This is a genomic window from Bacillus sp. FJAT-45037, from assembly GCF_002797325.1.
In the GTDB taxonomy this organism is placed as follows: domain Bacteria; phylum Bacillota; class Bacilli; order Bacillales; family Bacillaceae_D; genus Alkalihalophilus.
The window spans coordinates 1,643,931-1,666,352 of the sequence record NZ_KZ454938.1 but is presented as its reverse complement, the minus strand read 5'-3'; the positions used below and the strand labels follow the sequence as shown (position 1 = coordinate 1,666,352).

Genomic DNA, 22,422 nt, shown 5'->3' with positions numbered 1-22,422 from the left:
GAAAATGGCAAAAGAACATTCATTTGATATTGTTTCTGATATTGACGGTCAAGAGGTAGATAATGCGATTGTTCAAGCGATGAAAGAAATTGGAAACCGTTATGATTTTAAAGGATCTAAAAGTTCAATAGAACGGAAAGATGAGACACAAATAACGATCATCTCGGATGATGAGTATAAACTCGATAGCGTTATTGATATCTTGAAATCTAAATTTATTAAACGTGGTTTGTCACAGAAAACAATGGATTTCGGTAAGATTGAAGCTGCTTCAGGTGGAACAGTACGCCAAGTCATTACACTTATTAAAGGGTTAAGTGCAGATCGCGCGAAAAAAATTACGAAAACCATACGTGATGAAAAATTAAAAGTAAAAGTACAAATCCAAAATGAACAAGTACGTGTAACGGCAAAGAGTATTGATGATCTTCAACATGTGATTCAAGTCATGAAACAGCAGGATTTTGACTTTCCTGTTCAATATGTCAACATGAGATAACTACATAGGATTAACAGGAAAGAAGGGAATATTGGTGAATTTACCTAATAAAATTACGATTTCAAGGATTTTTCTTATACCAATTTTTATGATATTTATGCTAGCGCCACTGCCTTTAGGTGAATGGGAATGGCTAGGCGTGACGATACCTGTAGCCCATTTCATTGCTGCTTTACTCTTTATTTTTGCAGCATCGACAGATTGGTTAGATGGGTATTATGCACGTAAATTAAATCTTGTTACAAATTTCGGGAAGTTTTTAGATCCGTTAGCTGATAAGTTGCTCATTACAGCTGCTTTAATTGGTCTTGTCGAATTGCAACTTCTTCCTGCTTGGATTGCAATCGTCATAATTAGTCGTGAATTTGCCGTAACAGGAATTCGTCTCGTTGCAGCAGCGGATGGTCAAGTGATCGCTGCGAGTAATCTAGGGAAATGGAAAACAGTTTGGCAAATTATCGGAATTTCGGCTTTGATGTTGTATAACCTACCTTTTGAAGCGCTATCGATTCCGTTCGCTATGATCTCCATATGGATTGCAACCATTTTAACGATCTTGTCGGGTGTGGATTATTTCATCAAAAATAGACATGTAGTGATGAGTTCGAAATAAGGGGGGACTATCGATGAGGGCGGAAATCATTGCTGTAGGTTCAGAGTTATTACTTGGGCAAATTGTTAATACAAACGCCCGATTTTTATCGGAGGAACTAGCAGCTTCTGGCATTGATGTCTACTACCAAGTGGTTGTCGGTGATAACAAAAATCGCTTAACCGGTGTGATCAAAGATGCTGCTGCTCGCTCTGACCTCGTTTTTTTAACAGGAGGTTTAGGTCCGACAAAAGATGATTTGACGAAAGAGACCGTTGCGACGTTTCTCGGAAAAAACCTCGTTTATGATGATGCATCTCTTGCTTCAATCGAAGCTTATTTTCAAAAAGTGAATCGTGACATGACGCCTAACAATAAAAAACAGGCTCTTATTATTGAGGGAAGTCAGGTGCTGCCTAATCATTACGGAATGGCGCCTGGTATGATCGCAACAGTAGACGGCTGCACATTTGTTCTTCTCCCTGGACCACCAAAAGAATTAGAACCGCTGGTAAAAGAGCAGTTACTACCTTTTTTACAACAGCGAAATAAAACGAATGAATCAATTACGTCAAGGGTGTTACGATTTTTTAATATTGGTGAATCGAAACTTGAAACGATGATTGAGGATCTTCTTGCCGCTCAGTCCAACCCTACGATTGCACCTCTAGCAAGCGAGGGAGAGGTGACTTTACGTCTGACGGTTAAACATCACGATGCTTCAGTAGCAAAGCAGCTATTGGATCATACAGAGGAAAAAATCCAAGCAAGAGTGGGTCAATTTTTCTATGGATATGGAGAGTCCTCACTAATAGCCGTGCTTGTTGATCGTTTGAAATCGACACATACGACACTTTCAACTGCTGAAAGTTTAACTGGCGGTTTAGTATCAAGTGCGATCACGAGTGTACCTGGGGCCTCTAATATTTTTGTTGGAAGCATTGTTTCCTATCAAACAAAGGTGAAGGAAAATCAACTCGGAGTGTCGAAAGAATTGATAACAAGCAGTGGAGTTGTTAGTGCTGAATGTGCTGGAGTTATGGCACGAGAAGTAAGGGAGCGTCTCCGGTCTGACATTGGTTTAAGTTTTACAGGTGTAGCGGGACCGAGTGGACAAGAGGGGAAAGAGCCTGGATTAGTTTATATAGGCATTGCGTACAGTAATCAGCAAGTCAAAACGTTTAGACTACAGCTTACTGGCAACAGAGAATCCATTCGTATGAGAGCCATGAAGTATGGATGTTTCTATTTGTTGAACGAACTGAAAAGGTGGAATTTAGGATAATGACGTATTTTAGTGATTTTCAAATTTCTGAACCAGTTAAACGTGCAATTAAAGAGATGGGCTTTGAAGAACCGTCGCCGATTCAAGCAAAAGCGATTCCTATCATTTTAGAAGGTGGCGATGTGATCGGTCAAGCTCAAACAGGAACAGGGAAAACAGCGGCATTTGGGATTCCTGTTGTGGATAAGGTTACCGAAGAACGATATGTACAAGCGTTAATCTTAACGCCAACAAGAGAGCTAGCGATTCAAGTCTCAGGAGAACTACAAAAATTGTCTACGCATAAGCGCATTCGAACACTACCTATTTATGGTGGACAGTCGATTGGGCATCAAATCAAAGCGTTAAAACAAGGTGTACAAGTGGTCATCGGGACACCTGGCCGTGTGCTTGATCATATACGACGAAAGACGTTGCAATTAGATCGAGCGCATACAATTGTGCTTGATGAAGCGGATGAAATGCTTGATATGGGCTTTATTGAAGATATTCAATCTATTTTACGTGAAGTGAAAGGGGCAAGACAAACGCTTCTTTTCTCTGCAACGATGCCCCCCGCCATAAAAAAACTATCTCATCGCTACATGACGACACCAAAAGTAGTAACAATTAATAAAGGGGAAGTTACAGCCCCTTTAATTGATCAGCTTTACTATAAAGTTTTAGAACGAAGCAAAGTCGATTCTTTATGTCGAATCATTGATAGTGAAGAAGTCGACTTAGGAATATTGTTTTGTCGCACAAAAAAAGGTGTCGCTGAATTGGCAGAAGCTCTTCAAGCAAGAGGCTATCTTGTCGACGGACTTCATGGTGATCTGACACAACCTCAACGCGATTCTGTGATGAAGAAATTTAGAGACTCTTCGATTGAGTTTCTTATTGCAACAGACGTAGCAGCAAGAGGGATCGATGTTGATAATGTCACACATGTAATCAATTACGACATCCCACAAGACCCTGAAAGCTATGTTCATAGAATTGGGCGAACAGGACGAGCGGGGCGTGCTGGTCTTGCGTTAACACTCGTGACACCACGTGAGATGAAGCATTTACGGTCGATCGAACATGAAATTAAAATGTCCATTCCATCTCAAGAAGTGCCGACGATTGAGGATGTTGTTGAAAAGCAGCAAAATTCTTGGCGGAAATTGATTAGTGAGACGATTGATGACCGAGGTAAAGAATTTGATCTATTCAGTCCGTTAGTAGAAGAGGTGCTCCAAGATCATTCAGCTGAAGATGTCGTGGCAGCTTTATTAAAATTGAATTTCTCAAGTGATTCGGCTAATGAAGAAGCGGGTTATAACTTTGGGGAGACAGGAGGAGCGAAAGGAATGGTCCGCTTCTTCATAAATGTTGGACGAAATGTGAACATGACTCCAAAAATCTTAACAGAAGAAATCTCCGAATTGGTCGGAATACCGAGTAAGGCTGTCGGACGTATTGATATCTTTGAGAACTTTACGTTTGTTGAAGTCCCCGAAGAGGTTGCACCATTTGTGTATGAAGCTCTGCGGTATTCTCGTATTAACGGTGCTCGTGTAAATCTTGAACCTGCAAAGCCTCGTCCGAAACGTGAAAGACATCCAACGAAAACAAGCAATTCTTCTTAATTATACCCTTCGTGCTGGCCCTTAATAGGGCTAGTACTCTCCTAAATAACTCATTCTCCACTATTTAACTATTCAAAAAGCGAATAAATGTTCGTAAAAACTATTGGCAAATGACTCAAAAGAAGGTATGATGATAAAGAGTTAGATTTGAAGTAACAAGTTAGACGATATAAGTTTTTATATAGAGGAGAGATGATCAATGACTGATCGTAAAGCAGCTCTTGATATGGCGCTACGCCAAATCGAAAAGCAATTTGGTAAAGGTTCAATCATGAAACTAGGGGAACAAACAGATCAACGTGTATCGACGATTTCAAGTGGAGCTCTTGCCCTTGATATTGCATTAGGAGTAGGTGGATATCCACGTGGTCGTGTTATTGAAGTATATGGACCGGAATCTTCAGGTAAGACAACAGTGGCTCTACATGCCATTGCTGAAATTCAACGTAACGGTGGACAAGCTGCATTCATTGATGCTGAGCATGCTCTTGATCCTGATTATGCTCAAAGACTTGGTGTAAACATTGATGAACTTTTATTATCTCAACCAGATACAGGAGAACAAGCTCTTGAAATTGCAGAAGCACTAGTTCGAAGTGGAGCCGTTGATATGATTGTTATCGATAGTGTGGCTGCCCTTGTGCCAAAAGCAGAGATTGAAGGAGATATGGGAGATAGTCATGTTGGTCTTCAAGCTCGATTAATGTCTCAAGCACTTCGTAAACTATCAGGTGCGGTTAATAAATCAAAAACGATAGCTATGTTTATTAACCAGATTCGTGAAAAAGTAGGTGTCATGTTCGGGAATCCTGAAGTAACACCTGGTGGTCGTGCGTTGAAGTTCTATTCATCTGTTCGTTTAGAAGTGCGTCGTGCCGAAACATTAAAGCAAGGCAATGACATGGTTGGTAATAAGACGAAGATTAAAGTCGTTAAAAATAAGGTTGCACCACCATTTAAACAAGCGGAAGTTGATATCATGTACGGAGAAGGGATTTCTCGTGAAGGCTCTGTCTTAGACATAGCAGCTGACCTTGATATCGTTCTGAAAAGTGGAGCTTGGTATTCATTTAAAGAAGAAAGATTAGGACAAGGTCGAGAGAATTCTAAACAATTCTTAAAAGAAAACCCTGCTCTTACCAATGAAATTGAAACATTGATCCGCAATCATCACGGATTAAATGGCGAGATTACTGTAGAAGTAGCAAAGGAAGAAGAATTTGCAGATGTACCCGTTGATTTAAAATAATAGATATATTGGAATAAGCACCTTTTGTGGGTGCTTATTCTTTTAAAATCTCAACTATTTGAGGTGGCCAATGAAGTTTTTATACATAACCGATACACATATTAGAGGGACGACACCGAAAAACCGCAAGGATGTATTTCAAGAAACCATGACGAAAAAAATACAAGAAGTTATTAAGATTGCTAACGAACAAGAAGTAGATATGCTTCTTCATGGTGGCGATGTGTTTGATCGACCAGATTTATCACCGAATGTAGTTGGACAATTTGCCCGTTTATTTAGAGAAGCAAAAATGCCTATTTATGCGATTGCAGGAAATCACGATACATTTGGACATAACCCCGAGACGATTTCACGCACGATGCTAGGGTTGCTTGATTCATTTGGTCTAATGACTGTTGTATCTCCAGATAAACCCGTGCTAATTGAAAAAGATGGACTGCGTGTACAACTTTCCGGTCAACCCTATCATTACGATCTTGACCAAAGAGATCCTAAATTAGATTATTATCCACAAAATGAACACGATGCCGATGTGTTGATCCATCTCGTTCACAGCATGCTCGTTGAAAAATCCTTACCAGAGGGGATTCCACACACGTTAATCGATCATATTTGGACTACGACTGCGGATGTCATTTTAACAGGACATTTTCACGGAGGATTTGGAATTAAGGAACAAGGTGGAACATGGATTTGTAATCCTGGAGCGATGGCGAGAGTGAACAATCATTGGTCTGAAATTAATCGTTTTCCTCAATATGTGATCGGAGAGATCGGTGAAAACGGATCGATTGCTTTAACGCTACACACTTTACAATCAGCTGAATCAGGGGAAGATGTGTTAGACCGAACATATTTAGAGAAAGCTGTGCATCAAGAAGAAAAATTGCATGAGTTTGTTCAACAAGTGAAGGAACAATCAGAGTTTAAATCATTAAACATGGGCGATATTATCGGCGAGATCGCGGCCTTGTCTAATGTTAGCGATGAAGTCAAACAAGAAGCACTTAGAAGAATTACTGTGATTGAAGAAACGTGGAAGGGGGGAGAAGATGAATAAGTTTGAATCCGTACGTTTGGAGAATTTTCAATCCCACTTAGATACTACGATTGAATTAAATAAGGGATTGAATGTGCTGGTCGGGCAATCTGATAGTGGAAAAACGGCGATTATCCGCGCATTAAAGTGGTTGTTGTATAACCAACCGCGCGGTACAGACTTTATTCGAGTAGGGGCTGACTTTGTTCGTGTAACGGTTCAACTATCAAATGGCATTCAAATTACAAGAGAACGTACATCCTCCAAAAATCGCTATATCATCCGAGAAGATCAGAAAGATGATTTAGTATTAGAAGGGTTTGGCATCCATGTGCCAGATGAAGTACTTAAGGCACATGGTATGAGACCTCTACGTATTGATCGCGATCATGAGCTAGCTATTCATCTCTCGGGACAACTTGATGGACCTTTTCTACTGGAGCAAACGAGTTCTTTACGTGCGAAAACCATTGGTCGAATAAGTGGAGCACATTATCTAGATATGGCGATTCGTGACACATCTAAAGACCTTTCAGGGTTAACGCAACGAGTGAAGCTAGAAGAAGGCGAATTAGATCAATTAACGAGTGAGCTTGAACCGTTTGAATCATTAGACAAGCAGCGAGCAGAGCTAGACCGTGGAGAAGAAGCGCTTCAGGTGCTAAGAGAAAAGCATGAGTTGCTCAATCGATTCAAACAACAAAAAGAACGAGTACATAAGCTACAACTTGAAAAAGATGAGACAGAAAAGACGTATCGATTAGTAGAAAAGATAGAAGATTGGAACATGAAGTTTGAGGCGATCAAACAGACATTCTCCTATGCAAAGTTGCTTCAACATAAATTAGATAGTCTAAATGAATTTTCAAAGTCGATTGAGCTTTGCCGTAAATGGATTCAAAAAACGGCAAATGTTGATCGAGCGGCATTAAATTATGAGCATATTCAATCTTCACTTATTCAAAAAAACAAGTTGATAAAATGGCAACAATACCAGCTCTCACATACCCAGCAAATGGATATAGTAAAAAAACAACTTCATCAAACTGACTTTGTAAAACAAACGGATTGGCGAGTGCTCGATCAAATAAAAGATCAATCACAATTGGCAAGCGAATTACAACAACTTAAAATTAAATACAGTCAGGTCACAGAAGCTCATAGACGTACGGTTGATATCTATGAGCGCGTGAAGCAAACAGATCGTTTAGAAGAGAAGAGAGAAAGACTCGAACAAGCTCTCCTGAAACATAAAGCGTTACGAAAAGTGAAAGAGCAGTTAGAAGATGTAACTAGCCGTTTAAGTGAAGGAAGCAAATTCATCGAAAAGCAAACTAAAGAACAAGAGCATCTCGAAACAGAATTTGACGCGGCGCTAAAGCATATCGGACAATGTCCGACCTGTGGAAATAAAATAACATCATAAAATAGATGAAGACTAGCTGAAGGAGGCCGAATATGAACCACGTAGAACAAGACTTAACGAAGATGAGAAAAGCGATCGATAAAGCTCGAGACATGAGGTACCGAGCGGAGGCAAAGCTTGAGGAATTAGAAAACCAACGCACTCGCTTACTTAAAGAACTAGAAGAGTTAGGTGTAAGTCCGGATCAACTAGATAATGAGATTATTCGATTGGAAAAGGAGATTGATCAATCGCTAGAAAAAACATGGAATCTTATCCCTAAGGAGCTTGTTGGTGATGAGTAATCAGCTCATCAATGCAAGGGAGCGTATTTTAGAACTTGAGAAAATCCATGCTCGTGCACATGATGAATGGACGCGCCAAGATGCTAAGCGTCGTTTGTTAAAAGATCAAGTGAAAAAGCGTGAGCAATCGATACAAGAATATCGAGAAACGATTGACACGTATGAAAAAGCAAGACTTTTACTACAACAATCTGCAGAATATGCAAGAGAACAAGCCAAGCAACAGATGGAGACTCTGGTGACCAATGCTCTTCAATATGTGTTCGGACCGTTGTTTTCTTTTCAAATTGAAATTGAAGAACAAGGAAATAAAGCTGTTGCTGAGTTTTACGTCGTTTCTGATTATGAGGGCATTCAAGTCAAAACAAAGCCACAAGATGCAAGAGGTGGTGGGGTCGTTGATATTGTGACACTGGCTCTTCGTGTCGCTTTAATGGAGACAATCCAACCCAAAGTAGAAGGGCCTTTGCTGTTAGATGAGCCAGGAAAGCATGTCTCAGGCGAGTATGTGTACTATTTGTATGAATTTTTAAAATCATTAAGCACAATGTTTGGTCGACAAATCATTATGATCACTCATAATCATCATCTTGCTGAATCTGGAGACCTTGCATATCAAGTGTCTATCCGTGATGGCATCAGTGAAGTTCAGGAAATTGACAACACTTGACATCAAGTAGCGTGCGGCTTACAATGATGGAGAATGCGGTAAATTTTTCTGTCATATTATTTATTCCGCAGGCACTGTGTACGACATGTATGCAACTTTAAAATGATGAAAGTATGACACAAATTGGAACCAACAATTAGATAGCAAGAGGAGGTGAAAGTGTATGGAAAACTTCGTTATATTCATCTCCATTTTGCTTGTTGTCTCTGCAGTAAGTGCAGTTGTTGGATATCTTGTTCGACGATCCATTGCAGAAGCGAAAATTTCGAGCGCGGAACATGCAGCAAAACAACTTGTTGAAGATGCTAGGCGTGAAGCTGAAGCGAATAAAAAAGAAGCTGTTCTTGAAGTGAAAGATGAAGCTCATAAAATTCGCATTGAAGCCGAACGTGAAATTCGTGAACGAAGAAATGAGATTCAAAAACAAGAGAATCGTTTGGTACAAAAAGAAGAGATTCTTGACCGTAAAAGTGAAACCTTAGATAAGAAAGAGGAGTCTTTGGACAAGAGGGAGGAGTCTCTCACCAAAAAACAACGACAAGTTGAAGAGATGGACAGCAAAGTGGAAGAAATCTTAAACAAGCATAAAGTTGAGCTTGAGCGAATCTCTGGATTAACAAGAGAGGAAGCTCGCGAAGCGATTCGTTCGGAGGTCGAGCAAGATCTTGCTCATGAGACCGCACTAATTATTAAAGAACGAATGGCTCAAGCAAAAGAAGAAGCAGATAAGAAAGCAAGAGAAGTACTATCCCTTGCAATCCAACGTTGCTCTGCAGATCATGTAGCAGAAACGACGGTGTCTGTCGTCAACTTACCGAATGATGAAATGAAAGGGCGCATTATTGGTCGTGAAGGACGTAATATCCGTGCGCTTGAAACATTAACAGGGATTGACCTGATTATCGATGATACCCCTGAGGCAGTTATTTTATCAGGATTTGATCCAATTCGACGTGAGATTGCTCGTACAGCACTTGAAAAGCTTGTACAAGATGGACGAATTCATCCTGCTAGAATTGAAGAGATGGTTGATAAATCAAGACGTGAAGTTGATGAAGCGATTCGTGAATACGGAGAGCAAACAACCTTTGAAATGGGCATTCATGGCCTACATCCTGACTTAATTAAAATCTTAGGTAGATTGAAATTCAGAACAAGCTATGGTCAAAATGTGTTAAAACACTCTATGGAGGTTGCACATTTAACAGGCTTAATGGCCGCTGAACTTGGAGAAGACGTCAAGCTAGCAAAACGTGCTGGTTTGCTTCACGATATTGGGAAAGCCATTGATCATGAAGTTGAAGGTAGCCACGTGGAGATCGGTGTCGAATTAGGTACGAAATACAAGGAACATCCAGTAGTGATTAACTCAATTGCTTCTCACCACGGAGACACTGAAGCTACTTCTATTATTGCAACACTTGTTGCCGCAGCTGATGCTCTATCTGCTGCTAGACCTGGAGCACGTCGTGAAACACTTGAGACGTACATCCGACGCCTAGAAAAATTAGAAGAAATTTCAGAGTCATTTGAAGGGGTCGAGAAGACGTATGCGATCCAAGCAGGACGTGAGGTTCGAATCATGGTTCGACCAGATGTTGTCGATGATACGAAAGCTCATAAACTTGCTCGCGATATCACGAAAAAAATTGAAGATGAACTTGACTACCCAGGACATATTCGCGTAACAGTTATTCGCGAAACAAGGGCAGTGGAGTATGCAAAATAAAGTGGCATCTTGCCACTTTATTTGTTTTTGTCTGAAGATGCATGCATCCACTAAACATGCTATGATTTATAGGTAATTTCTGATTGTAAGTGGAGAGACTAAAAGTATAAAAGGGGTCTTTATGAAAATATTATTTGTTGGCGATGTTTATGGATCGCCAGGACGTAAGATGGTCGATGAGTACGTTCCGAAGTTGAAGCAACATTATAAACCGATGGTTACAATTATTAACGGAGAGAATGCTGCTTCTGGTAGAGGAATTACTGAAAAGATATATAAAGGATTTTTAGGAGCAGGGGCACAGGCTGTTACACTTGGAAACCACGCATGGGACAATAAAGAAATTTTCGAGTTTATTGACCGAGCGAAAGCATTAGTACGTCCGGCTAATTACCCAGCAGGCTCACCAGGTGTTGGTTATACGTTTGTTAAAATTAACGCGATTGAAGTAGCGGTAGTCAATTTAATGGGAAGAACATTTATGAATCCAGTAGATTGTCCATTTCAAAAAATAGATGAGATTCTTGAAGAAGTGTCTAAACGGACATCGATAATCTTTGTCGATTTTCATGCGGAAACAACGAGTGAGAAACAAGCGATGGGCTGGTATTTAGATGGACGTGTAACAGCAGTTGTAGGAACGCACACACATGTTCAAACCGCGGATAATAGGGTCTTACCTAACGGGACAGCGTTTATGTGTGATGTGGGGATGACAGGGCCGTATGACGGAGTATTAGGAGTGGATAAAGAAGCCGTTCTCTACAAGTTTTTAACGTCAATGCCTGTAAGGTTTGAAGTTGCAAGCGGGCGGGAACAATTAAGTGGAGTGGTGATTGATCTCGACCCCAAAACAGGTCTAGCAAAATCAATTGATCGTATTTTGATTAATGATGATCACCCGTTCTATAATTAATCGATGATTTCTTCGTTCTTTGATTCATCTGTAAAAACAAGGAATAAGTGTAGAGTTGAAGAAATAAGTATGTACTAGAGCATCATCTTGTACAAGGCTAGGTGCTGAGATCGAGGTAACTAACTGTTCATCATTGTCTGTTTACGCTCTAATTAGTTTGAGACACGTATGAGGAGGTACAAGAAATGGAAGTATTAAAAGTTTCAGCAAAATCTACACCAAATTCTGTAGCTGGCGCACTAGCTGGTGTTATCCGTGAAAAAGGAACGGCAGAAATTCAAGCCATTGGGGCGGGTGCTTTGAATCAATCGATCAAAGCCGTTGCCATTGCACGAGGGTTTGTGGCACCTAGTGGAATAGACCTCATCTGTATTCCTGCTTTTACGGATATTCAGATCGAAGGAGAAGAGCGAACGGCGATTAAGTTAATTGTAGAACCGAGATAACGATGTGAAAATGAAAAGGGAGCACATCACGCTACGTCGTGAGTGCTTCTTTTTTTATTCATACTAGGCTAACGATATTGAACGAAGGGTAAGTAAAGGCGAAAAAACTTGCATTTTCAGATGATAAAGTCTATCATTATGACGTTTGAAAGTCATTTAAATCTTCAAGTACAAGTAGAGAAAAATAGAACTATTTCTATTAAATTACTCGGAATAATGATATGATAGATATATTTACAAGAGATATTAGATTATTTATGAAGCGAAATAGATAGAACGGTATAGATAAAGGAGTGGAGTAGATGAGAAACCAACTATCTTGGAAAGTTGGAGGACAGCAAGGAGAAGGAATTGAAAGTACAGGGGAAATTTTTGCTACTGCCCTTAACCGCCTAGGTTATTACTTATATGGGTATCGTCACTTTTCTTCACGTATTAAGGGCGGACATACGAATAATAAAATTCGTGTCAGCACGGCACCACTTAATTCGATTTCCGATGATCTTGATATATTAGTCGCTTTCGACCAAGAAACGATCGATGTTAACATTCATGAATTAAAAGAAGAGGGCATCGTTATTGCTGATACAAAGTTTAATCCAATGTTACCAGAGGGTAGTAAAGTCCGTATGTATGCAATCCCTTTTACAGAGATTGCAAATGAATTAGGAACTTCTTTAATGAAGAACATGGTAGCTGTAGGTGCATCAAGTGCGATTATTGGACTTGAGCCAGAAGATTATCGTGACGTAGTTGAAGGGATTTTCTTGAAAAAAGGCCAAGCGATTGTTGATAAAAATATGGAAGCAATTAAAGCGGGAGCTGCTTATTTCAAAGCAGAGGCAACGGAAGACTCTACAACATTACAACTTGAAAAAACAGATGGCAAGAAGCGTATGTTTATGATCGGTAATGATGCGATCGGAATGGGTGCTGTAGCAGCGGGGAGTCGTTTTATGGCAGCTTACCCTATTACACCAGCATCAGAGATTATGGAATATATGATTCGTAAGTTACCAGATTTCGGTGGCGCGGTTATTCAAACAGAAGATGAGATCGCCGCTTGTACAATGGCGATTGGTGCCAACTATGCAGGAGTTCGTTCATTTACAGCTTCAGCAGGGCCTGGACTTTCTTTGATGGCTGAAGCAATTGGTCTCTCTGGTATGACAGAGACACCGCTTGTTATTATGGATACACAACGTGGTGGCCCTAGTACAGGACTACCGACGAAGCAAGAACAATCAGATATCATGGCGATGATTTATAGTACGCACGGTGATATTCCGAAAGTTGTTATTGCACCTAGTACAGTTGAGGAGGCTTTCTATGACACCGTCGAAGCCTTCAATATTGCCGATGAATATCAATGTCCAGTCATTTTAATGACTGACCTTGCTCTTTCACTAGGAAAGCAATCTGTGGAGCCGCTTGATTTTAGTCAAGTTGAGATTCGTCGCGGGAAACTAGATATGGATGCACAATTGCCAGAACGGGAAAATAAAGAGTACTTCAAGCGCTATGAAGTAACAGAAGACGGTGTATCTCCACGTGTGATCCCTGGTATGAAAAACGGGATTCACCATGTTACAGGTGTTGAGCATGATGAGACAGGAAAACCTTCCGAGAGTCCTGAAAACCGTGTGGCACAAATGGATAAACGTATGCGTAAGTTAAATCAAATCTCAAAGCAGTTTAAAAATCCATTGTTCGTTGATGCCAAACATGATGTCGCAGATCTTCTTGTCATCGGGGTGAACTCGACGCGTGGAACGATTCAAGAAGCTATGCCACGTTTAGAAGCTGATGGTATTAAAGTCAATCATGCTCAAGTGCGCCTTCTGCACCCGTTTCCAACAGAGGAGTTAAGACCTCTAATGGAGCAAGCGAAAAAGGTCGTCGTTGTAGAGAATAATGCAACGGCTCAACTAGCTTCAATTATTAAGATGAATATTGGTACAGACAAAATTGAAAGCATCTTAAAATACGATGGAAATCCGTTCCTACCAAAAGATTTACATCAATCATGCAAGGAGTTGGTCTAAGATGGCGACATTTAAAGAGTTTCGTAACAAAGTCAAGCCAAACTGGTGCCCAGGATGTGGAGATTTCTCCGTTCAAGCGGCGATTCAGCGCGCGGCAGCAAATGTCGGCTTAGAACCAGATAATCTTGCGGTTGTCTCGGGAATTGGATGTTCAGGACGTATTTCAGGGTATATAAATGCATATGGTTTCCACGGCGTACATGGACGGGCCCTTCCTATTGCACAAGGAGTAAAGATGGCGAACAAAGATTTGACCGTCGTTGCTTCTGGTGGGGATGGCGATGGTTTTGCAATCGGTATGGGGCATACCATCCATGCGATTCGTCGTAACATTGACGTGACCTATATTGTCATGGATAACCAAATTTATGGATTAACAAAAGGTCAAACCTCTCCAAGAAGTGATGTTGGCTTTAAGACGAAAAGTACACCTAATGGCTCGGTAGAATCTTCATTGAATGTTATGGAAATGGCCTTGACAGCAGGTGCAACTTTTGTCGCTCAAAGTTTCTCAAGTGATCTTAAAGAATTAACGTCGCTTATTGAACAAGGGATGAATCATAAAGGGTTCTCTTTAATTAATGTGTTCAGTCCATGTGTGACATTTAATAAAGTCAACACATATGATTGGTTTAAACAAAACATAACTAAGCTTGCAGATGTAGATGCATATGATCCTAGTAATCGTATGACCGCTATGCAGACGTTAATGGAACATAACGGGCTTGTGACAGGTTTGATCTATCAAAACAGTCAGCAACCTTCGTACCAGCAGTTAATTGAAGACTACTCAGATCAACCACTTGCTACGCATGATCTCACAATGGATGAAGAACAGTTTAACAAGATGATGGCTGAGTTTATGTAAGTTGAAGAGAGTCTGGCATGTGCTGGGCTCTTTCTTTTTATAAGTCGGGATGAAAGTTGTCATACAAGTTTCATTGTTTTTCGATCCGAACATCCGTATAATATACAATTGAATGTTTCTGATCGATTCAGGTGGAAGGGGATTGCGACATGAATGAAGATCAGCGTTTAGGACGCTTAGGTAATACACAAAGTTCTAAAGAGGATTTGACGTCCTCTGACCCAAAAGCAAAACAAACAAAAGATTACAGTAAATATTTTGATTTCTCTAATGCGAAAATTATCTCTGAAGAAGAAAATAAAAAGGTGATCCGTATCAAAGGCCGTGACATTAAAATTACGGACAAGCCGGATTATAAGCAAGGTAAACGTCGCGGGAAAGAAGATGTCCAAGTGTTAAGACCTGATGACATTATTCCTGAAGAACTAAAAACAATTGGAGTAGGGAAGAAATTTCATATCCGTACATATGGCTGTCAAATGAATACCCATGACTCTGAACATATGGCAGGGCTCTTAACCGAGATGGGCTTTTTAGAAACGACTGAAACCAAAGACGCAGATGTCATTTTATTAAATACGTGTGCGATCCGTGAGAATGCAGAAAACAAAGTATTCGGTGAACTCGGACATTTAAAATCACTAAAACGAGAGCGGCCTGAAGTCATTGTTGGAGTTTGCGGTTGTATGTCTCAAGAGGAAAATGTCGTCAATCGTATCATGCAAAAGCACCAGCATATCGATATCATTTTCGGAACACATAATATTCATCGGCTACCAAGACTTCTCCAAGACGCCATATTTGGGAAAGAAATGGTCATTGAAGTATGGTCAAAAGAAGGTGACATTGTCGAGAATATGCCACGCAAACGCGATGGGAAAATACAAGCATGGGTTAACATCATGTATGGTTGTGATAAATTTTGCACGTACTGTATTGTCCCTTATACTCGTGGTAAAGAACGTAGTCGCTTACCTGAAGATATTATTGCTGAGGTGCGGGAACTTGCGCGTCTCGGTTACAAAGAAGTCACATTACTTGGTCAAAATGTGAATGCTTACGGTAAAGATTTAAATGACAGGGAGTATCGTTTAGGTCATTTAATGGATGATATCTATAAGATTGATATCCCGCGTGTTCGTTTTACAACAAGTCATCCACGTGATTTCGATAATCATTTAATATCGGTATTGTCTAAAGGTGGAAATCTTGTTGAACATATTCACTTACCTGTTCAGCATGGGAGCACTGAAATTTTAAAGCTTATGGCCAGAAAGCATACACGTGAAGATTATTTTGACCTAGCTCACAAAATTAAGATGGCGATTCCTAATGCTTCGTTTACAACAGATTTAATTGTCGGGTTCCCTAACGAAACCGATGAGCAGTTTGAAGAAACATTATCGCTCGTTCGTCAAATTGAATTTGACAGTGCGTTTACGTACATCTATTCACCGCGAGAAGGTACACCAGCAGCAAAAATGGAAGACAATGTATCGATGGAAGTGAAAAAAGAAAGATTAGCTCGTTTGAATGCCTTGGTCAATGAAATTTCAGCGAAAAAAAATCTCGGTTACCAAGATGAGATTGTGGAAGTGCTTGTTGAAGGTGAAAGTAAGAAAGACCAAGAAATATTAGCAGGACGAACACGGACAAACCGTTTAGTTAATTTTAAAGGTTCTAAAGCTTTAATTGGTGAAATCGTGTATGTTAAAGTAACAGAGGCTAAAACTTGGTCATTAAGTGGAGAATTAGTAGAAACAATGGAGGTGCAAGGATCATGAGCGCAACATATACAAGAACAGAAATCCGCAATAGAGCGAAAGAACTTGCTAAAATGATGGCAGAGACAGAGGAAGTAGACTTCTTCAAACAAGCAGAAAAGAAAATTAATGAGCATCTGCGTGTGCAAGAACTAATTGCAGAGATTAAAAAATTGCAAAAAGAAGCGGTAAACTTGCAACATTACAATAAAAGTGAAGCGTTAAAAGAAGTAGAGCAGAAGATTGATGCTCTTCATCAAGAAATTGATACGATACCACTTGTTCAAGAATTTAAACAAAGTCAAAAGGATGTCAATGAACTTCTTCAAATGGTGTCAACGACTATTTCAAAAAACGTCACTGAAGAGATTATTACATCAATGGGTGGCGATGTGTTAAAAGGAACAACAACATCAAGCCCATACTTTGATAAAGGCTGCCAATAAAAACAACCTCTAGGTTTCGTTGCGAAACCTAGAGGTTGTTTTTTTATCGATAAAATTGCTGATTTCCTGTACTAAAAATCTGATCCGCCTCATAACGTTGTATGGAAAGATAGAAAAAGGTAAGGATGCTTTTGCACCTACGAAGATTCGCCTGCATACAATGGCATGAAAGAAAAATGGGGGCACTAAGTAGGCAATCGCCGACACAGGTACCCATCAAATGGACGGATAAGAGAATAGGAGGTTCAATTACATGGCTCAACAAAGATCAGAAGGAACGTATCGGGAAATCATTACGAAAGCAGTCTGTGGAAAAGGACGTAAATTTTCAGAGGCAACTCACAAAATCAAGCCTGCGCATAAGCCGTCAAGCATTCTTGGCTGCTGGATCATTAACCATAAATATGGTGCGAAGAAGAAGGGCAACAATGTTGAGGTCGAAGGAAGTTACGATATCAATGTATGGTTCTCCTTCAACAACAACACGAAAACAGAAGTAGCGACCCAAACGATGACGTATACAGACATTATTCCATTAACTCTTCAAGATGAAAATGTATTATCTGATGAAATGGAAGTGTTTGCTCGAGCGGTCCAACAACCAAACACACTTGAAGCGACGGTTTCGGAAAATGGCGAACATGTAAATGTAGAAGTCGAGCGTGAATTCGTTGTCGATTGTATTGGCGAAACAAAAATGGCTGTGGCCGTTAACCCTGATGGAGTCTTTGAAGATTATAATGTAGCTGATGGGGACTTCGATGAGATCAGTGATGAAGAGTATGATAAGCTTGATCCAAATTTTTTGCATAAAGAAATGGGTAATTAATGATTGGCGTCAGAAAGAACATTCTTTCTGACGTTTTTTTAGTTTAATTATTGTTAGTCCTATTAGATGGATCTGGACCACTCTAGAATTAATGCGAGTAGGATGAGGCTGTGATATAATAAGGGCTGAATGTTTTGGACGGTGGAGGAATTATAATGGTACAAGTAACCCCAATGATGAAGCAATACTTGGAGATAAAGGCAGAGTATCAAGATGCCTTTTTATTTTTTCGTTTAGGCGATTTTTATGAACTGTTTTTTGACGATGCATTAAAAGCAGCACAAGAATTAGAAATTACATTAACCGGCAGAGGGAAAGGGGAAGACCGCATACCAATGTGTGGCGTCCCTCATCATTCAGCTGATCAATATATGTCTAGATTAGTAGAAAAAGGATATAAGGTAGCTATTTGTGATCAAGTAGAAGATCCGAAGGTAGCAAAAGGTGTAGTAAAACGAGAAGTTGTAAAAATGATTACTCCTGGTACCGTCATGGAAGGCAAAATGATCCGTGAGAAAGAAAATAACTACTTAGCGAGCTTTACGCTATTCTCTGATGAGACGATTGGAATTGCGAGATGTGACTTAACAACTGGTGAAGGGGCTGTGACCCTCGTGTCTGGTGGGTCTGTCGAGCTTCTACATGAACTAAGTGCTACAGGTGCAAAAGAAGTGGTAGTCTCTCAAGCGACGGACGAGAGCGTCATAGCTGAACTAACCAATACTCTCGGTGTGACGATTTCTTACGAGGATAATGCGGAATTGCATGAACAATATGAGCCGCTTGTTGTCGATCTCAAACAGTCTAAGCTGATAGATTCTTATGCAAGGCTTCTAAATTATTTAATCCGAACACAAAAGCGTTCTCTTGATCATTTACAAAAAGTGGAATGGTATGACGCGGAAGAATTTATGAAGCTTGACCTTCATTCAAAACGCAATCTTGAATTAATCGAGACATTACGCGAGAAGAAAAAGAAGGGCTCTTTGCTTAGTATCGTTGATCAAACGGTGACGGCGATGGGTGGACGTCTTGTAAAACGTTGGATTGAACGACCGTTGCTTGATCTTCCGGCAATCAATGAGAGGCATACTGCGGTGGAGAGATTTTTGGGTAATTATTTTAAGCGTGAAGAGCTTCGTGATGAATTAAAACAAGTCTATGACTTAGAACGTTTAGCAGGGAGAATCGCTTATGGAAGTGTCAATGCCCGGGAGTTAGTTCAATTAAAGAGGTCTCTTAAAAAAGTGCCGTTTATTCAACAACTTGTCATTGATTTAGATGAACGTTTTGCCAACCGCTGGTTTAAAGATCAAGCTCCATTTGAAGAGTTGATTGACTTGTTGGAGAGAAGCATTGTTGACGATCCCCCGATTTCTATAAAAGATGGTGGAATGATTCAACAAGGTTATAATGATGAGCTTGATGCCTATCGTGACGCCAGTGTAAATGGAAAACGTTGGATAGCTGAGCTTGAGCAAAAAGAGCGCCAAATAACAGGAATTAAATCATTAAAAGTTGGATTTAATAGAGTCTTTGGCTATTATATTGAGGTCACGCGCGCGAACCGTCATTTACTTGAAGAGGGTCGGTATGAACGAAAACAAACGCTGACAAATTCAGAGCGGTTCATTACACCAGAATTAAAAGAGAAAGAAGTTTTGATATTAGAAGCAGAAGAAAAAATGGAGCAGCTTGAGTATGATTTATTTGTGTTAATCCGCGAACAAGTTAAAGAGTATGTTGGACACTTACAAATGCTTGCACATACAATTAGTGAAATTGACGTCTTATCAGGTTTTGCGACCGTTAGTGAGCGTCAGCATTACAAACGACCTAGTATGTTTATAGAAGGGGTTGTTCACATCGAAGGCGGGCGTCACCCTGTAGTTGAGTCTGTCATTCCTAAAGGTGAATATGTTCCAAATGATGTGCACCTTCATCCTGAAAGAGAGATGCTCTTAATTACTGGACCAAATATGGCTGGTAAAAGTACGTACATGCGTCAACTGGCTCTTCTATCGGTGATGGCGCAAATTGGCTGCTATGTCCCAGCTGAAAAAGCAGAACTCCCTATTTTTGATCAAATCTTTACTCGAATCGGAGCGGCCGATGACTTAGCAAGTGGTCAGAGTACGTTTATGGTCGAGATGCTAGAAACGCAGTATGCCCTTGCAAAGGCCACACAGAACAGTTTGATTTTATTAGATGAAATTGGTCGCGGGACTTCGACTTATGATGGAATGGCTCTTGCACAAGCAATTATTGAATACATTCATGATGAAATCGGAGCAAAAACGTTATTTTCTACCCATTACCATGAATTAACGGCACTCGCAGAGAACTTACAACATGTACAGAATGTTCATGTGTCGGCAGTAGAAGAAGACGGCAAGGTCGTTTTCCTCCATAAAGTCATTGATGGACAAGCTGACCGCAGTTATGGTATTTATGTGGCAGAACTCGCGGAGTTACCGAAAAAAGTAACGGTGCGAGCAGGAGAGCTATTAAAAGAGTTAGAAGCTCAAAAAGTGGTCATCAGCCCTTCAGCGAGCAAAAAGAAACAACCACTGACAATAGATGAGGTTCGGGAGTCAGATACGCAACTTTCCTTGTTTGCTGAAGAGGTAGAAACGAAGGCTGAAAGAGAATCATCAAATGCAAAAGGAAATCAGCCAAACGAAAATAAACCACTTCAAACTCATGAACAAGATGTATTAGAACAACTTCGTAAGGCAGACTTGATGAATTTATCTCCGTTTGAAGTGATGAAATTGATCAATGATTGTCAAAAGCAACTTAAAAAATAATGCAAAAGGAGGAGTGAATCGATGGCGAAAATCATTAAATTAGATGCCTTTCTATCGAATAAAATTGCAGCAGGGGAAGTAGTCGAACGTCCTGCATCGATCGTGAAAGAACTATTAGAAAATGCATTGGATGCAAATAGTACGAATATATTAATTGAAATTGATGAAGGGGGATTGTCGTCGATTCGTATCCTTGATAACGGTGATGGGATTGAAGCTGACGACGTAGAAACAGCTTTCTATCGCCATGCAACTAGTAAAATTAAAAACGATCGTGACCTTTTTCAGATTCGTACTCTAGGTTTTCGTGGAGAAGCACTACCAAGTATTGCCTCTGTTTCTCAATTAACAATGCGTACTTCAACCGGTGAAGGAGCTGGTGTGGAGATTGTGCTTGAAGGCGGACATATTCAATCTCGCCAATCGTCAAAAACTAGAAAAGGGACAGAGGTCATCATTGAAAATTTATTTTATAACACACCAGCCAGATTGAAATATTTGAAAACTGTACTCACAGAAGCAGGTCATGTGAGCGATATTGTCAACCGGTTAGCCCTTGCTCATCCTAATGTAGCGATGGCTTTGTATCATAATGGGAAAGAAATCCTTAAGACGACTGGAAACGGCGATGTTCGTCAAGTGGTTGCATCGATCTATGGACGCAATGTCGCTAAGGAAATGGTGAAAATTGAAGGCCGTTCTCTTGATTACTCTATTGATGGCTATGTCGCGAAGCCAGAAGTTACTCGGGCATCAAGACAGTATATGTCCTTGTTTATCAACGGACGCTATATTCGAAACTTCCATTTAGCTAGAGCGGTTCAAGACGGATTCCATACGTTATTACCAATTGGTCGTTTCCCTGTTGTTTGTCTAAGTATTGAAATGGATCCGACGCTAATTGATGTCAATGTTCATCCTTCAAAGCTTGAAGTAAGATTAAGTAAAGAGGAAGAACTAGCGGGATTGATCACGGATTCGATTAAAGACGCGTTTCGGACAGAGACATTCATTCCAGAAGTGAAACAAAAAAACGAACAAGTAAAACGAATGAATATAGAAGAAACACAGCTTCCTCTCTCTCATGATATGGGGAAAACGACAGAGAAAGAGCAGCCTACTCGCCCTATGATGGCAAGAGAAACTGTAGAGACGATGCAATCATCTATTAAGGAACAACCGAAATGGGAAAATTCTAGAGAGACTGTGTCGATTGATGATCAAACAGAGTCCCAATCCGCAAACATAGATGAAGAGGCAGTAGAACAAGCCGCGAAAGATAAAGATACAAGTAGTGAAGCGAGTCGTGTGCCGATGATGTATCCAGTTGGCCAAATGCAAGGAACCTACATCGTGGCTCAAAACGAAGAAGGAATGTATTTGGTCGATCAACACGCCGCCCAAGAGCGAATTAAGTATGAGTATTATCGCGAAAAAGTGGGCGAAGTCACCAGAGAGACACAAGATTTACTTGTACCGATGACGATTGACTGTACGAATCAAGAGGCAGTGATTATCGAACAACATATAGATGACTTAAAACAGGTCGGTGTGTTTGTAGAGGAGTTTGGTCAACGTACATTCATTGTCCGTTCGTATCCTACTTGGCTACCAAAAGGTGATGAGGAAGAAACGATAAGAGAAATCCTCGATCATCTCTTAACGACGGCGAAAATAGATATTAAGGCGTTACGCGAAGATGCGGCCATTCTGATGTCGTGCAAAGCGTCAATTAAAGCGAACCGACATTTGAGACAAGATGAAATGTTTGCCTTATTGGAATCATTGAGAAGATCAAGTAATCCGTTCACTTGTCCGCATGGGAGACCAATCATCGTTCATTTTTCCTCTTATGAATTAGAGAAAATGTTTAAACGAGTGATGTAAGTGTCGATACTGATGAGAAAGAG

Annotated in this window: 19 protein-coding genes; all 19 read left to right on the top strand. The window is 40.3% G+C overall.

What is annotated here, in order from left to right; translation table 11 throughout:
* Nucleotides 1-4 precede the first annotated feature (4 nt).
* Nucleotides 5-499 carry a YajQ family cyclic di-GMP-binding protein gene (locus CDZ88_RS08515; protein ID WP_100373140.1) on the top strand — a complete coding sequence of 165 codons (495 nt, stop codon included), beginning with the start codon at nt 5-7 and terminating at the stop codon, nt 497-499.
* A 34-nt stretch (nt 500-533) separates the two neighbouring features.
* Nucleotides 534-1,112: a CDP-diacylglycerol--glycerol-3-phosphate 3-phosphatidyltransferase gene (gene pgsA, locus CDZ88_RS08510; protein WP_100373139.1), complete on the top strand. Its 579-nt coding sequence runs from the start codon at nt 534-536 to the stop codon at nt 1,110-1,112.
* Between the two features lie 13 nt (nt 1,113-1,125).
* A complete protein-coding gene (locus CDZ88_RS08505; protein WP_100373138.1) occupies nt 1,126-2,376 on the top strand; it encodes a competence/damage-inducible protein A in 1,251 nt (416 codons plus the stop codon).
* Nucleotides 2,376-3,989, top strand: a complete 1,614-nt coding sequence (locus CDZ88_RS08500; protein ID WP_100373137.1) for a DEAD/DEAH box helicase — start codon at nt 2,376-2,378, stop codon at nt 3,987-3,989. The genes CDZ88_RS08505 and CDZ88_RS08500 overlap by 1 nt, the downstream gene beginning before the upstream one ends.
* A gap of 199 nt (nt 3,990-4,188) precedes the next feature.
* Nucleotides 4,189-5,238, top strand: coding sequence for a recombinase RecA (recA, locus tag CDZ88_RS08495; RefSeq protein ID WP_100373136.1), 1,050 nt, complete (start codon nt 4,189-4,191; stop codon nt 5,236-5,238).
* Between the two features lie 70 nt (nt 5,239-5,308).
* The gene (locus tag CDZ88_RS08490) at nt 5,309-6,301 is read left to right on the top strand and encodes a metallophosphoesterase family protein (protein ID WP_100373135.1); all 993 of its coding nucleotides are present in this window, start codon (nt 5,309-5,311) and stop codon (nt 6,299-6,301) included.
* Nucleotides 6,294-7,706: an AAA family ATPase gene (locus tag CDZ88_RS08485; RefSeq protein ID WP_100373134.1), complete on the top strand. Its 1,413-nt coding sequence runs from the start codon at nt 6,294-6,296 to the stop codon at nt 7,704-7,706. Before CDZ88_RS08490 ends, CDZ88_RS08485 begins: the two co-directional genes overlap by 8 nt.
* A 32-nt stretch (nt 7,707-7,738) precedes the next feature.
* The gene (locus tag CDZ88_RS08480; RefSeq protein ID WP_100373133.1) at nt 7,739-7,990 is read left to right on the top strand and encodes a hypothetical protein; all 252 of its coding nucleotides are present in this window, start codon (nt 7,739-7,741) and stop codon (nt 7,988-7,990) included.
* Nucleotides 7,983-8,660: an ATPase gene (locus tag CDZ88_RS08475; protein ID WP_100373132.1), complete on the top strand. Its 678-nt coding sequence runs from the start codon at nt 7,983-7,985 to the stop codon at nt 8,658-8,660. Before CDZ88_RS08480 ends, CDZ88_RS08475 begins: the two co-directional genes overlap by 8 nt.
* Nucleotides 8,661-8,823: 163 nt before the next feature.
* Nucleotides 8,824-10,389 (top strand): ribonuclease Y, encoded by a 1,566-nt coding sequence (gene rny, locus CDZ88_RS08470; RefSeq protein ID WP_100373131.1) that lies wholly within the window; start codon nt 8,824-8,826, stop codon nt 10,387-10,389.
* Nucleotides 10,390-10,510: 121 nt separating this feature from the next.
* Nucleotides 10,511-11,305, top strand: coding sequence for a TIGR00282 family metallophosphoesterase (locus CDZ88_RS08465; RefSeq protein WP_100373130.1), 795 nt, complete (start codon nt 10,511-10,513; stop codon nt 11,303-11,305).
* 185 nt (nt 11,306-11,490) lie between these two features.
* On the top strand, nt 11,491-11,751 hold the full coding sequence (locus tag CDZ88_RS08460) for a stage V sporulation protein S (RefSeq protein ID WP_100373129.1): 261 nt from the start codon (nt 11,491-11,493) through the stop codon (nt 11,749-11,751).
* Between the two features lie 302 nt (nt 11,752-12,053).
* The gene (locus tag CDZ88_RS08455) at nt 12,054-13,796 is read left to right on the top strand and encodes a 2-oxoacid:acceptor oxidoreductase subunit alpha (protein ID WP_100373128.1); all 1,743 of its coding nucleotides are present in this window, start codon (nt 12,054-12,056) and stop codon (nt 13,794-13,796) included.
* Nucleotide 13,797: 1 nt separating this feature from the next.
* A complete protein-coding gene (locus tag CDZ88_RS08450; protein WP_100373127.1) occupies nt 13,798-14,664 on the top strand; it encodes a 2-oxoacid:ferredoxin oxidoreductase subunit beta in 867 nt (288 codons plus the stop codon).
* A 149-nt stretch (nt 14,665-14,813) separates the two neighbouring features.
* Nucleotides 14,814-16,448 carry a tRNA (N6-isopentenyl adenosine(37)-C2)-methylthiotransferase MiaB gene (gene miaB, locus CDZ88_RS08445; protein WP_100373126.1) on the top strand — a complete coding sequence of 545 codons (1,635 nt, stop codon included), beginning with the start codon at nt 14,814-14,816 and terminating at the stop codon, nt 16,446-16,448.
* Nucleotides 16,445-16,873, top strand: a complete 429-nt coding sequence (locus tag CDZ88_RS08440) for a YlbF/YmcA family competence regulator (RefSeq protein ID WP_100373125.1) — start codon at nt 16,445-16,447, stop codon at nt 16,871-16,873. The genes miaB and CDZ88_RS08440 overlap by 4 nt, the downstream gene beginning before the upstream one ends.
* Nucleotides 16,874-17,126: 253 nt before the next feature.
* Nucleotides 17,127-17,702: an outer spore coat protein CotE gene (locus tag CDZ88_RS08435; RefSeq protein WP_100373124.1), complete on the top strand. Its 576-nt coding sequence runs from the start codon at nt 17,127-17,129 to the stop codon at nt 17,700-17,702.
* A 155-nt stretch (nt 17,703-17,857) separates the two neighbouring features.
* Nucleotides 17,858-20,512, top strand: coding sequence for a DNA mismatch repair protein MutS (mutS, locus tag CDZ88_RS08430; protein ID WP_100373123.1), 2,655 nt, complete (start codon nt 17,858-17,860; stop codon nt 20,510-20,512).
* A 21-nt stretch (nt 20,513-20,533) separates the two neighbouring features.
* Complete coding sequence (gene mutL, locus CDZ88_RS08425; protein ID WP_100373122.1) at nt 20,534-22,399, top strand: DNA mismatch repair endonuclease MutL; 1,866 nt, start codon at nt 20,534-20,536, stop codon at nt 22,397-22,399.
* The last annotated feature ends 23 nt before the right edge of the window (nt 22,400-22,422 follow it).